This is a genomic window from Providencia sp. PROV252 (assembly GCF_033676005.1).
Lineage (GTDB): Bacteria > Pseudomonadota > Gammaproteobacteria > Enterobacterales > Enterobacteriaceae > Providencia > Providencia vermicola.
The window spans coordinates 2,439,520-2,452,183 of sequence record NZ_CP096294.1 but is presented as its reverse complement, the minus strand read 5'-3'; the positions used below and the strand labels follow the sequence as shown (position 1 = coordinate 2,452,183).

At 41.4% G+C, this 12,664-nt stretch carries 15 protein-coding genes; 7 read left to right on the top strand and 8 right to left on the bottom strand.

All coding sequences use genetic code 11. The features are described 5' to 3' along the window. Positions 1–19 precede the first annotated feature (19 nt). Both bcp and M1F05_RS11335 read right to left on the bottom strand, forming a co-directional pair. Positions 20–490 carry a thioredoxin-dependent thiol peroxidase gene (gene bcp / locus M1F05_RS11340; RefSeq protein ID WP_206086558.1) on the bottom strand — a complete coding sequence of 157 codons (471 nt, stop codon included), beginning with the start codon at positions 488–490 and terminating at the stop codon, positions 20–22. A gap of 14 nt (positions 491–504) precedes the next feature. Next, positions 505–1,062 carry a glycine cleavage system transcriptional repressor gene (locus M1F05_RS11335; RefSeq protein WP_206086559.1) on the bottom strand — a complete coding sequence of 186 codons (558 nt, stop codon included), beginning with the start codon at positions 1,060–1,062 and terminating at the stop codon, positions 505–507. A 286-nt stretch (positions 1,063–1,348) separates the two neighbouring features. Between M1F05_RS11335 and dapA the strand changes: the two genes are divergently transcribed. The 4 genes from dapA to purC all read left to right on the top strand — a co-directional run bounded on the left by dapA (position 1,349) and on the right by purC (position 5,269). Continuing rightward, positions 1,349–2,257: a 4-hydroxy-tetrahydrodipicolinate synthase gene (dapA, locus tag M1F05_RS11330; RefSeq protein WP_206086560.1), complete on the top strand. Its 909-nt coding sequence runs from the start codon at positions 1,349–1,351 to the stop codon at positions 2,255–2,257. Positions 2,258–2,273: 16 nt separating this feature from the next. Next, on the top strand, positions 2,274–3,326 hold the full coding sequence (bamC, locus tag M1F05_RS11325; RefSeq protein ID WP_206086561.1) for an outer membrane protein assembly factor BamC: 1,053 nt from the start codon (positions 2,274–2,276) through the stop codon (positions 3,324–3,326). A 219-nt stretch (positions 3,327–3,545) separates the two neighbouring features. After that, positions 3,546–4,154, top strand: a complete 609-nt coding sequence (locus M1F05_RS11320) for a hypothetical protein (RefSeq protein WP_206086562.1) — start codon at positions 3,546–3,548, stop codon at positions 4,152–4,154. Positions 4,155–4,555: 401 nt separating this feature from the next. Continuing rightward, the gene (purC, locus tag M1F05_RS11315; protein ID WP_206086563.1) at positions 4,556–5,269 is read left to right on the top strand and encodes a phosphoribosylaminoimidazolesuccinocarboxamide synthase; all 714 of its coding nucleotides are present in this window, start codon (positions 4,556–4,558) and stop codon (positions 5,267–5,269) included. A 42-nt stretch (positions 5,270–5,311) separates the two neighbouring features. Here purC and M1F05_RS11310 read toward each other — a convergent pair whose 3' ends face one another. Genes M1F05_RS11310 through M1F05_RS11290 form a run of 5 tightly spaced genes read right to left on the bottom strand, consistent with a single transcriptional unit; the run spans position 5,312 to position 8,715 of the window. Further along, on the bottom strand, positions 5,312–6,127 hold the full coding sequence (locus tag M1F05_RS11310; protein WP_206086564.1) for an energy-coupling factor ABC transporter ATP-binding protein: 816 nt from the start codon (positions 6,125–6,127) through the stop codon (positions 5,312–5,314). Continuing rightward, positions 6,111–6,977: an energy-coupling factor ABC transporter ATP-binding protein gene (locus M1F05_RS11305; RefSeq protein WP_206086565.1), complete on the bottom strand. Its 867-nt coding sequence runs from the start codon at positions 6,975–6,977 to the stop codon at positions 6,111–6,113. Before M1F05_RS11305 ends, M1F05_RS11310 begins: the two co-directional genes overlap by 17 nt. Continuing rightward, positions 6,968–7,672, bottom strand: a complete 705-nt coding sequence (locus M1F05_RS11300; RefSeq protein WP_206086566.1) for an energy-coupling factor transporter transmembrane component T — start codon at positions 7,670–7,672, stop codon at positions 6,968–6,970. The genes M1F05_RS11305 and M1F05_RS11300 overlap by 10 nt, the downstream gene beginning before the upstream one ends. Next, positions 7,673–8,254 carry an ECF transporter S component gene (locus M1F05_RS11295; protein WP_206086567.1) on the bottom strand — a complete coding sequence of 194 codons (582 nt, stop codon included), beginning with the start codon at positions 8,252–8,254 and terminating at the stop codon, positions 7,673–7,675. A gap of 35 nt (positions 8,255–8,289) precedes the next feature. Beyond that, positions 8,290–8,715 (bottom strand): PPC domain-containing DNA-binding protein, encoded by a 426-nt coding sequence (locus M1F05_RS11290; RefSeq protein WP_206086568.1) that lies wholly within the window; start codon positions 8,713–8,715, stop codon positions 8,290–8,292. A 623-nt stretch (positions 8,716–9,338) separates the two neighbouring features. Between M1F05_RS11290 and M1F05_RS11285 the strand changes: the two genes are divergently transcribed. Both M1F05_RS11285 and M1F05_RS11280 read left to right on the top strand, forming a co-directional pair. Beyond that, entirely contained in the window at positions 9,339–9,791 is a 453-nt protein-coding gene (locus tag M1F05_RS11285; RefSeq protein WP_206086569.1) for a DUF441 domain-containing protein, read from the top strand. Positions 9,792–9,798: 7 nt separating this feature from the next. Beyond that, on the top strand, positions 9,799–11,832 hold the full coding sequence (locus tag M1F05_RS11280; protein ID WP_206086570.1) for a tRNA(Met) cytidine acetyltransferase TmcA: 2,034 nt from the start codon (positions 9,799–9,801) through the stop codon (positions 11,830–11,832). Here the strand turns inward: M1F05_RS11280 and M1F05_RS11275 are convergent. Next, the gene (locus tag M1F05_RS11275) at positions 11,816–12,004 is read right to left on the bottom strand and encodes a YpfN family protein (protein ID WP_047757402.1); all 189 of its coding nucleotides are present in this window, start codon (positions 12,002–12,004) and stop codon (positions 11,816–11,818) included. The genes M1F05_RS11280 and M1F05_RS11275 overlap by 17 nt on opposite strands. Positions 12,005–12,241: 237 nt before the next feature. On the opposite strand from M1F05_RS11275, the gene M1F05_RS11270 reads away from it, so the two are divergent. Then, positions 12,242–12,634, top strand: a complete 393-nt coding sequence (locus tag M1F05_RS11270) for a DUF454 family protein (protein ID WP_206086571.1) — start codon at positions 12,242–12,244, stop codon at positions 12,632–12,634. Positions 12,635–12,664 lie beyond the last annotated feature (30 nt).

Sequence of the window (12,664 nt, the reverse complement as noted above, 5' to 3'; positions counted from 1 at the left end):
ACTATTGAATTATAAAGTATTATGCGTTTGCGTTGATGTACGCGAGAACGATTTCATGGTGGTTAGTGGTTTTGAAATCATCAAAAACGTGCTCGATTTTCCCTGTTGGGTCGACTAAGAAACTAATACGGTGAATTCCATCGTAGGTTTTCCCCATAAATTGTTTTTCGCCCCAAACCCCAAATTGCTCGCACACTTGGTGGTCTTCATCGGATAACAGTGTGAAATTCAACATTTCTTTTTCAGCGAAACGCGACAGTTTCTCTGGTTTGTCAGTGCTAATCCCTAACACTTCGACGCCTTTTGCTTTGAGTGTATCCATCTCATCACGCAAGCCGCACGCTTGAACTGTACAGCCGGGAGTCATCGCTTTTGGGTAAAAGTAAACTAATACGCGCTGACCCTGGTAATCAGAAAGATTGATGATCTCACCATCTTGGTCAGGAAGGCTAAATTGTGGCGCCTTATCACCGGCTTTCAATGGGTTCATTACATATATCTCCGTTAACTCTGCATATTGGGGTTGTTAACAATACTGATATTGCCTGTGGCATTTAGCATTGTACATAGTTGTTGAAATTTATTCTTTATAATTATGCCATTATCGTCCAACGGGTCATGTGCAGTAATCTGAATTTCCAGTTGAGCAGGCATATTATTATTGGCTGGTTGAGTCTTAGAAACAAGTTCTGCGATATTACATTGCGAAGTTGTAAATAAATTTGTGAATTGCTCGACAATTCGAGGTGCATCATCGACAACGACATTCACAGTAACTGTGGATGGATAATAAGTTATTTGAACACTCTGAGTTCGCTTCATGACAATCAGCAAGTCGAGTTCAGCTCCCTTAGGAGGCAAGGTTGCCTCAAGGAGGGTAATTGCATTCCAACTGCCAGATAACATCATAATGAAGGTGAACTCCTTGCCAAACATCGCTAAGCGACTATCTTCAATATTACAGTCACACTCACTGACAATACGTGTAATGGTGTTCACGATGCCCGGACGATCTGTTCCCAGCGCAGTAATGACAAGAAATTGCTGTTCAGTCTTAGGCAAAGTCTATTCCTTATTTTTTTGATTATGTCAGTTAAACATTTGATTAGAATATAGCCTTAAAACGAGACTATAAAAACTGACGGCCACTGGGAGTAAGGAAACCATAAAAAGTGACATCTGCCAAGAGGCGTCATTCACTCTTGCGAGAAAAGTCAGTGAATTATTACTTCTATTTAAGTTAACTCTGTTGGCATTAACAAAATTCATTAAAATCTTGCTGTTGGGTGGTTTTCTTCTTGGAAATGAAAACGTAACATGGAGGTTCAATTATTTAAGGGGTATCGCTATGGCTAATGGAAACGCAAACTACAAAGAATTTTTAACAGGAAGCATTGTCGCAGTTATCACACCAATGGATTCAGCGGGGCGTTTAGATAAAGCTAGCTTAAAAAAATTGGTCGATTACCATGTGGAAAGCGGCACAACGGCTATCGTTTCTGTTGGTACTACTGGTGAATCAGCAACCTTAACGCATAAAGAACACGTGGATGTTGTGAAAGCAACATTAGAGCTTGCTGATGGTCGTATCCCGATTATTGCAGGAGCGGGCGCAAATGCGACTGCAGAAGCTATTTCACTCACAAATGATTTTGAAAACAGTGGTGTAGTTGCTTGCCTGACTGTAACACCTTATTATAATAGGCCTTCACAGGAAGGGTTATATCAACACTTTAAAGCAATTTCAGAAAACACGAGCTTGCCACAAATTCTCTATAATGTACCATCACGTACAGGTTGCGATATGCTGCCAGAAACTGTGGGTCGTTTAGCAAAATTGGCGAATATTGTCGCAATTAAAGAAGCGACAGGGAACTTAGCACGTGTTCATCAAATCAAAGAGCTGGTTGATGATAATTTTGTGCTATTAACGGGTGACGATGCGACCGCACTTGATTTCATGCAACTGGGCGGAAAGGGCGTTATTTCAGTGACATCGAACGTTGCTGCGGCTCAGATGGTAAAAATGTGTGACTTAGCGCTTGCAGGCAAATATACTGAGGCGCGTGAATTAAATAAAAAACTGATGGGCTTACACCAACAGTTATTTGTTGAACCGAATCCAATTCCAGCGAAATGGGGTTGTCATCGCTTAGGTCTGATTGCCGATGGAACATTACGGTTACCAATGACACCGTTAACTGCGGCAGGCCAGCAAAAAGTTGAGGACGCTTTAAAACTCGCTGGGTTACTGTAAAATTTAGGGAATTTTAATGGCAACATTATTGCAAAAATCGAAGGTTATGAAGGTTGCTGGCCTGTCACTTGTGGTGTTACTGGCAGCCTGCTCCAGCGATCAGCGCTATAAACGTCAGGTCAGTGGTGATGAGGAATACCTTAACGCCGCGCCATTGAAAGTATTAAATGTGCCGCAAGGGATTACATTGCCTGCACAAAATGGTGAATACGACATTCCAAAAACGACCTCAACAGGTCCAGTTGGGAAAGCGTTAGATATTCGTCCACCAGTACTGACGATTTCGCAATTAGCTGGTTCGCGTACGGAAAATAGCGCTGATGCAAGCCGTTTGTTGCTAGAAAACACACCTGAAAATAGTGCTTTATGGTCACAAGTTACGATGATTTTAGAGCAACGTAACATTCCAGTTTCATCGAAAGATGACGGTACTCACTCCATTGAAACTGACTGGATAAAATGGACGCGTGCTGACGAAAACATTCCGATGGAAAGTCGTCATAAAGTGTCAGTTAAACCTGAAAATGGCATGATAGCCTTGACAGTGACTAACTTAGGTATGCGTCAAGGTGATGAAACTATTACGGATGTTGTTGAAATTCAACGTTATAACAAATTGTTATTAAATGAATTAACTGACAACTTGTATGCGTTACGTGATACCTCAAATAAAAATAGCCTGCAAAACGCCTATGGCATCATTGATGTGCAAACTGGCAGTGATGATACTGGCTTACCGCTGATTGTTGTCCGTGCACCGTTTGATGCTGTATGGGAACGCTTACCACACACTTTAGAAAGCGTGGGGATGAAAGTGGGTGACCGCACGCGTTCAACAGGTTCAGTAATGGTGACTTATAAAGGTTTAAGCAGTTCTGAGTGGCAAGCGTTGGGCATTGATGACCCAACTGTGCCTGAAGCAGACTATAAAGTGCAAGTGGGCGACTTAAACAACCGTAGTACGTTGCAGTTTATTTCGACAAAAGGCGTTGCATTAACGCAGAAACAAAATGACGAAATGGTTGCAGCATTAAAAGCGGCGTTCAGTAAAGCCCCAGCAAAAAAATAATCACTCAGTTTTGATGGTTAAAAAATAGAAGCCGTGGCGTTATTAGCCACGGTTTTTTTATGGGAAAAGAAATAATAGTGATCGATTATTTATATTAATAATCGATACTCGTCACGTATATTTTGATTGATTTATCATCAGAAATTTTTCGGATATACCTTATTTAATATCAATAACACCGCAGAGGCGAAACCCACAAAAAACGGTAGCAACGATATTATGCCAAGGAAAATTTCAGGCACAGAATTTAACCAAAAATTACGCATCACCCGCCGAAATGTAGAAGACACCTCACATTTTTTAGCGGAAGGAGTGAGTGAATTTGCACTCCCTGGTTTTGTTTTACCTAACGGTTATCGTTTAGTGAAATCCCGAGAGAAGGATCAATACCGCTTAATTGCAGAAGGCGAGAAGCCTGAAACGGTGTACTTGGTTGAACTGCGGTTTCGACGGGACATCGTAATAGGGAAAACCACGTGTACTCAGGTTAAAGTGTGGCGAACTTTTGCGCCTAATCATAAAATGACTATCAAGGATTTACCTGAAAGGTTTTTCATTTATTTGCTCAATACGTACAATATTATGGTGACGGATGAAGAACAAACTGAAGATGGGCAACGCTTTTGGGAGAATATGATTAACTGGGCATTTTTTAATCATTACTTTGTCTACGCATCTAATGGCGAAGAAGAGAGGCCCCTTGCTCGTATTGCCAATATGGAGGATTTTTACCTTAACTGGATGGACGTGTACTGGGGGAAAGACAAGGATATTCATCCACATAAATTAGTTGTTATCAGCCAATCACCATTGAACCAGTCCAAATAATAAAGCTGATCATTAATCAGTTCATTTATCAATACTCTTCCTTTTATTATCAACTATATAGTTGGCTAATTAGTTATTGGTAAATTAAAAACGAATACCTCATGAGCGAAAAACAAATGGACAAAAAATCAGTGTTTATCGTTAAGTAATCGTTTGCGTCAAGCGTGAAATTTTATTATCATAATAGGCATTGAAAGATAAAATATTGAATATCAGTAAGTTAGATTAACGATACGGTTTGATGGTTAACTGACTGAAACAGAGCAAAAAATTAACTGAGAAAAGGCATTTTTATCTGTTTTCCATTTTCCGTTAATTTTGTGTTCTGCAAAACAGCGTCACAAAATCTATTCACCTATTGTTTTTCTCTATAGTTCAATCACATCTCTGGAGTGTGTAAGATGCAAAAGAAAGCTGAGTTGTATCGTGGCAAGGCAAAAACTGTCTATACCACTGAGGATCCTGATCTGTTAGTTCTGGAATTCCGTAATGATACATCAGCACTCGATGGTGAGCGTATCGAGCAATTTGACCGTAAAGGCATGGTTAATAACAAGTTTAACCACTTCATTATGAGTAAGTTAGAAGAAGCGGGTATTCCAACACAAATGGAAGCGTTACTGTCCGACACCGAAGCTCTGGTCAAAAAATTAGACATGGTGCCTGTTGAGTGCGTGATCCGTAACCGTGCTGCGGGCTCATTAGTGAAGCGTTTAGGTGTTGAAGAAGGGATGGTATTAAACCCGCCATTATTTGACCTGTTCTTAAAAGATGATGCTAAACACGATCCAATGGTTAACGAATCTTACTGCGAAACGTTTGGCTGGGTGAGCAAAGAAAATCTCGCTAAAATGCGTGAGCTTAGCTACAAAGCTAATGATGTATTAAGCAAGATTTTTGCAGATGCAGGTTTGATTCTAGTTGATTTTAAATTGGAGTTTGGTTTATTTAACGGCCAAGTGGTTCTGGGTGATGAGTTTTCCCCTGATGGTAGCCGTTTGTGGGATAAAGAAACACTAAACAAAATGGATAAAGACCGTTTTCGCCAAAGTCTTGGTGGTTTGATCGAAGCTTATGAAGAAGTTGCGCGTCGCATCGGGGTTCAATTAGATTAATTATTTCCTATAAAATAGAATGACTTTAGCCTGCTTAGCAGGCTATTTTTTTATCTCATCAAGATGAAGAAAATTTTTAACCCATGCTTTAGGTGTGACGGATGCGGTTGATAATGCCAACGTTTGGCTCAATGAAATCAAGGTTGGAGCAGGGAGCTCAGACTCAACTTGTAATGCATTATGATTGAGCACCTCTATTGGTGAGCCATCTGCAATCAGTTTTCCATGGGATAAATGTAGTACCCGCTTAAAATGGCGCGCCACAAAGTCAAAATCATGGCTAATAGTCACAATAGTAGTGCCTTTAATACGTTGTAAATCCAACCAATTTTCAAACCGCTGCATCCATAACGCATCGAAGTCACGGCTCGGCTCGTCGAGTAAGATTAGCGATGGCGAGACGGCTTCTAAACAGGCGACTGCAACCATTCTGCGTTGCCCTGCATGCAGGTCGAGTGGGTGTTTGTCCGCAACATCAGTTAAGTGGCAAGCTTCCAATGCATTTTGTACACGTTCAGTAATGACCTCTTTTGGCAGCTTTTTTCGTTTTAATCCAAATGCGACTTCGGCTTTTACTGTACTGTGAAAAATTTGCTTTTCCGCCTCTTGAAATAAGATACCGACTTGGTTAGCGCGTTGAGGGGTTGTTAATTGTGCGAGGGGCTGGTTATGTAGCAGTAAATCACCTTGGTTAGGGGATAATAACCCCGCTAAAAGTCGCAAAAGTGTCGATTTCCCTGCGCCATTATCACCGACAAGCGCAACCCATTCACTTGCCTGTACATTGAATGATAAATCAGAAATATTATTGATATTTGAACTTGGCCAGCGGTAACTGACGTTATTGAGTTGTAGCATATAACACCTTAAACGCATCAATTAATTGTGTTTCATCACGAGGGATTGAACTTTGCCATTCGCCGAGGTTAATTAACTCCCCAATCGCACGCCATGCATCGGGCATATTAATCGTGGCAATTGAGCTCGGAAAAATTGTGTTTAAAGAACCACTGGAGAGCATTCTTCCTGCTTCAGAAAATGCCTTACCGCTACTGAGTAAAAGGTAGTCTTCACAGTAATTGATAGCGGGTAATAAATTACGCTCAAATAATATGATGCAGCAATTGGTGTGAATTGAATAGTGTTTCAATTGAGACAATAGGCGCTGCGTCGCACTGGGGGTCAATCGACTAAAAGCTTCATCTAACAACAATAATTTGGGACGCATCGCCAGGGCACTTGCCAAAACAACACGTTGTGCTTCGCCACCAGATAAGGTCGCAGGGTGCCGATGCCTGAGTGGCTCACAAAAAGTGAATGCGATAGCATGTTCGATACGCTGAGCGATTTCATCGGGTGACAAGCCTAAGTTCTCGGGGCCAAAGGCGATTTCTTGTTCGACGGTAAATGTGCAGCCAGAAAGCTGCAACTGAGGGGATTGCTGAATAAGTTGACGTGTAACAGACGCTTGAACTAATGCGTTATTTACCAGCGGTTGTTGTAATACGTTTGCTATCCCTGTTAATTCACCGTGTAATAAATCCCCATGCCAACCAGCAAGAAGCTGTGCTAATGTGCTTTTTCCACTACCATTTCCTCCCAATACGCAAAGCCATTGGCCTGCATTAAGCTGGAGATCAATGGGCCCCAGTAACGAGTGCTGTGCACCTTGGGGAATAAATTGCATTTGCTGTAAATTTACCACCACAGAGCTAACCCACCTTCAATAAATATCAATAATAACAGACTGTAACGTAATATAACTTGCCAGTAGCTATCCGCAGGTGGATTCAACGTTGTGCGTTTGGTGCTATAGCGAAACGCATGCATATCCAGAGCTGCGCCACGAATACTTAGCTCGCTTAATGTATTGCTGGCTAAGGGGAACAAAATAGCGGGTAATGAAGTGCATCGTTGCCAAAAATTACCGTCAAGTGGAACACCTCTTGCTAATTGTGCTTCACGGATAATATTCAGTTGTTGCTTAAGTTGTTCGACAAGTAATAATGGCCCAGCAAGAAGGTAAGAAAAGCTAGCAGGTAGTCTGCTAGCAAATAAAGCACGGATAAACCGCTCAATTGGTACATATTGCAGCCAAATTTGTGAACAACTGATAATTGTTAACAACTTAAACCATAAGGCTAAAGCAAACTCAGGTCGGCTATTTTTCAGTGTTTCACCTGTCAGCAATTGTGCGAACCACCCTCCATGTATTAGCCATAAACCTAATGCCATTGGGATCATAAACCATGCAACAATTTTCCAGCGAGAGCGAGCTGGGCGCCATGATAGTAAAGCAAGAAATGTACTACACCCCAGCAGAATCAATGGCCAGTCTAGCGGTAATAACAATGCACTGGCACTGAGCCAAAGCCACAACGTCAGTGAGGTGAACGGGTGCATTTAGCGCACCTTCGCCATATTTGGGTAGTTGCGTTGCACACGTTCAGGTAATTGTCGAACTAATAACCATGCAACGAGCGCTGAGATGATCTTATCGGCAATATTTGCCCCTAAAACGGTGATAGCAACGGATTCAAGTAAGTTATCACCCACAGCATGGAAATAGGCAACAAAGAAATCGGCGCCACTGCCTGTTGTGCCGCCAAATAAATACGTTCGAATTGGCACGGCAACAATCATTAACGCGAAGGTGATCGCAACGCCTGATAAAATCACTCTTGGTAATGTGCGAAAACCGCCAGCACGTGCTAAAAGGCCTGCACTTAAACCTATCATCATTGCAACGGGGGCAAAAGCCGCTGCGATTGGACCACTTAGAAGCCCCCATAATAAGTTGGTCAATAATCCGCTAGTGAGAGCAGCCCAAGGCCCTGCGAGTAAGGCGCAAATTAATGTTCCGATAGAATCAAGAAAAATAGGCAGCTTTAACATGGAGCTTAATTGGCCTACAACCATATTGATCGCAATTGAAAAAACAATTAGCGTTAGGGTGCGGCTGGAAACAAACGATGATTTACTCATAAAAAAATGATTCCTTGCAAAATAAAATAGAAAAATTAGCGTGAAATAACAACAAGTTCTTCATAACCAGAAAGGGAGCAGGGTTCCCGTGTAAAGGCAATATTTTCAAGTTCACCAATGACTAATTCCAATGTTGTTCTAACACTACAACCAGGCATCATATGACCGCCTCGCATGTGGCCTTTTTCATCAGAAACGGATAAATGCAGGTGTTCACCATTGGCTTCTAAGGTGCCAATTAATGAAACAATTTCAAATTTTCCACGGATATGGTCGGCATCTTCTTGGCCAGCAAAGCGTAATGCAACATTCGTAAGGCTCCCTACACAGCCTGCAATAAAGGCGGCTTGGAACCCATGTAGGGCAATCTGTTTTCTTAAGGTTAATAAAACGTCGTCACCTGGAAGTAAGCGGATCGCAATAAAACGTGCATTTGAATAAAGGGGTAATGCTTGGGTCATGTTTTCAATCCTAGAGTTGAAATTGTGCTGAATGTCGCACAAGCATGTAAAACATTAAAATGATAAATAATGCTAGGTTATAAGTTTTTGTGTATTGATTGCTCTGGGGCATTATACGCAATAATTGATGCGTTTCTGGGGGGATAAGACATGTGATGCAAACTTCAGGAAAACCCTCTACGAGTTGGTGTTTATAGTGAGGAAAATCAAAAAAAAAGGCAGATAAAAAAATAAAGAGTGATGAATATTCCAAGAATTTAACTTAAGTTTTCAATCGAGAGGTTAAATTCCAGTGCAGTCATGGTTTATTTTTTCATTTTGCTTGTTTGCCATGGATTATACTGGGAGGTGGAGATTCATTAAAAGGAGCATGACGCGAGTTTTAATCATATCCCGCTCTTGGGTTTTTGATGCTTATTTGTATCAAAATCCCCCATTGTTACTCATGCGTATTTGAAACTTCATGTTTAGGTGAATAAAAACACAGATTTAATAGTGAATATGGCTAATAATAAAAAGAGTTGATGTAATTATTTGCTTCTTAACTAATGACCCAATAACATGTTTTAAAATAAGTTATTTTGCTACTTACAAAAAATTGCCAGTTCTACAGGGAAAAATCTATGAGTCACGTTGACCCCACATTAATCATTCTTTTGGTCTTAGCTGGGTTAGGAATAATTAGCCATAATATGACAGTAACACTTGCCATGTTATTTTTATTGGTTGTACGAATAACACCACTAAATAATTATTTTCCTTGGATTGAAAAGTATGGATTAACCATCGGGATCTTGATTTTAACTATTGGGGTAATGGCTCCGATTGCGAGTGGTAAAATCAGCGCGAGTGAAGTCTTGGGCTCATTTTTAAATTGGAAATCCATTCTGGCAATCGTCATTGGTGTCGCGGTTTCTTGGTTAGGGAGCCGCGGGGTCGCGTTAATGTCAAACCAACCCTCGACTGTCGCTGGGTTGCTTGTTGGCACCGTGATTGGTGTTGCCTTATTTAGAGGTGTGCCTGTTGGGCCTTTGATTGCTGCAGGGATATTATCATTATTAATTGGGAAATCTTAATCACCTCATGAATGATTTGCTGTCTGCCTGCGTTGAGCAGCTGCGTATGTTTGGTTTTCGCCGCTTATTGGTTTTATCTGGCGACGATGAATGGATTACTCAGCGGTTAGTTGAACTACAAACCACCTTAACAGGGGATTGGCTGACACTTTCCTCTGATTTATCTAACAGTGTGTTACCAGAGAATGCTCACTTATTGTTAGGACGTGAATTCTTGCATGGTATTTTTGATGCACGCAAGGGTATTCATAGTGAAGCACTTGCGATGCTAGCAGGCTCACTAAAGGCGGGCAGTTTGCTGGTTTTTTGCACGGTAGCGCAAGAGACATGGCCTAATCACCTAGACATTGATAGTCTGCGCTGGAATGAACAGCATGGCATGATCTCAACACCCAATTTTGTGCGCCATTTGCAACGTGCTATGTGCGCCTCCGATGATGTCATCTTTTACCAGCAAGGCAATACAGTACGCGTAAAATTACTGAGCAATAGCCCTGTTTGGTTACCACCAACTGGGCAATTAACAGCGCAGCAACAGCACGCCTTAAATCAACTATTATCAGCGTCAACAGGGGTTTGGGGGATTATTGCGCCAAGAGGCCGTGGGAAATCAACGGTCGCAGGTCAGCTAATACAACAATGGCTAGGGGAATGTTGGTGCTGTGCACCCGCTAAAGTCTCCACTGAAGTGCTAGCACAACATGCTGTTAAACCACTGCATTTTTGGGCGCCAGATGCTTTACTCGCTTATTGTCAAGCGGGTCATAAAATAACAGCAGATTGGTTGGTTATCGATGAGGCCGCTGCTATCCCGAACTATATATTATGCCAATTAGTTGATTATTTTCCTCGTGTGTTATTAACGACCACGGTTGATGGTTATGAAGGTACAGGGCGCGGTTTTGTGTTGAAGTTTTGTGCAAGCTTACCCAATTTTACGCCTTTAAATCTCGATGAGCCGATTCGTTTTGCACGGCATGACCCGTTAGAAAAATGGCTAAATCAAGCACTGTTATTGCAAGAGCCAAATTCAACTTCAAATTCAACTTTGACTTCGCATTCGATTATTGAATATCAATCAATTAGCCAGGACGAATTGGCAAGAAATGAGCGTAAATTAACCGCATTTTATGGTTTGTTAATGAGTGCTCATTATCGAACATCACCATTAGATTTACGTCGTTTATTAGATGCAAACAAACAGCATTTCATGGCCGCCTCTAGCCAACAAATGGATGAACACTATTTAGCTGCGCTATGGATGGTGGATGAGGGGTTATTAGATGAAGAATTAAGTTGGCAAGTTTGGGCGGGTTTACGTCGTCCTCGAGGGAATCTAGTCGCTCAATCGTTAGCGGCGCATAGTTATTTTCCGCAGGCAGCACAGTGGAAGTCGCGAAGGGTGATGCGCATTGCTGTCGATGCACATTATCGTCGCCAGCAAATTGGTCTGACATTAGTCGAACAACAAAAGCAGGATTGTATCATACAAGATATTGATTTTCTTTCTGTTAGTTTTGGCCTAACGCCTGATTTATATGCATTTTGGCAAAAAGCAGGGTTTAGTTTACTTCGTATTGGGTCACAGAAAGAAGCAAGTAGCGGGTGTTATACAGCGATGGCGATTTTACCGCTTTCCTCAAGCGCTAAGCAATTATGCGAATACGGTAAAATCTTGCTTCAACGGGATCTTTACTGGCGAAGAGATTTAGCGGATTTCCCCCTTTGTTCAACGGATGAACAACAGCTTAATCAAGAAGATTGGGTTGAACTTATTGGTTTTAGTGAGTTTAAGCGGCCAGTTGCAGCCAGTCAAAGTGCTATTTTGCGCTTTTTGGCTCAATATTCTGATCCAGCCCCTCTTTTAAGACATTATTTCGAACAGGATAAGCCACTGTCTCAAATATGCGAAGAATTCAAGCTAACAGGCAAAAAACAGTGGTTGGATTGTGTGCGAAAGCAGGTTGGTGTTTTTGTCAGGCAATACCAGCCAGCGCTGTTATCTGAGATTGTTCAAAAGGTGATTACTTTTTGTCCTTAGGCCAATCATCTTCATCATCCCACAGGTGGTTATTATCTTTGTGGGGAGGAACCTCTGGTTTATCATCAAGAAACTTTTTAGGGTCAAGCTTCATCATTTCTTTGACGGAGTTCCAAATCAGTCCAACCAAGAGAAGCGGAATTATCCACCAGTAGTCTGCTAGCCATTGCATTTTTTATCACCATTTATCATTTTTGCTTTTTCGTCGAGCCAGTTATATTGTGTTTATATCACTAATGAGAGTGACACGATATAACTCAACGATTTCACTGATGGGTTTAAACAGGGAAAAGCGACTTTTCACTAAACCCATTTGCGATTACAGTATATCATTGATATTACTGTGAGTTACCACATATTTATCAGGGTTTTTACGTTTACATGAGTTTGCAAGGGAGCGCAGGCAAATTTGAAAAAAATCCTTCTTATTATTTTGGGTTGGCTGGCGGTGGCGCTTGCATTTGCAGGCGTAGTATTGCCTATTTTACCAACAACGCCATTTTTATTATTCGCTGCATGGTGCTTTTCACGCTCCTCGCCGCGTTTTCATCAGTGGTTATTGTATCGCTCTTGGTTTGGTGGTTATTTACGTCATTGGCAGAAGTATAGAGGACTGCCTAAAGGTGCTAAGCCTAAAGCGATTATTTTGATTTTACTCACTTTTTCATTATCGATTTGGGTTGTGAGCTATTTGTGGTTGAAAATAGGCTTGTTTGGATTACTTTGTTGGTTGCTTTATTTTATGTATCGGCTACCTGTCGTTGACGAGGCCATACAAACGCGTGATAAAACAACCCCATAAGTCAATATCTGCTTATGGGGTTGCATTGAA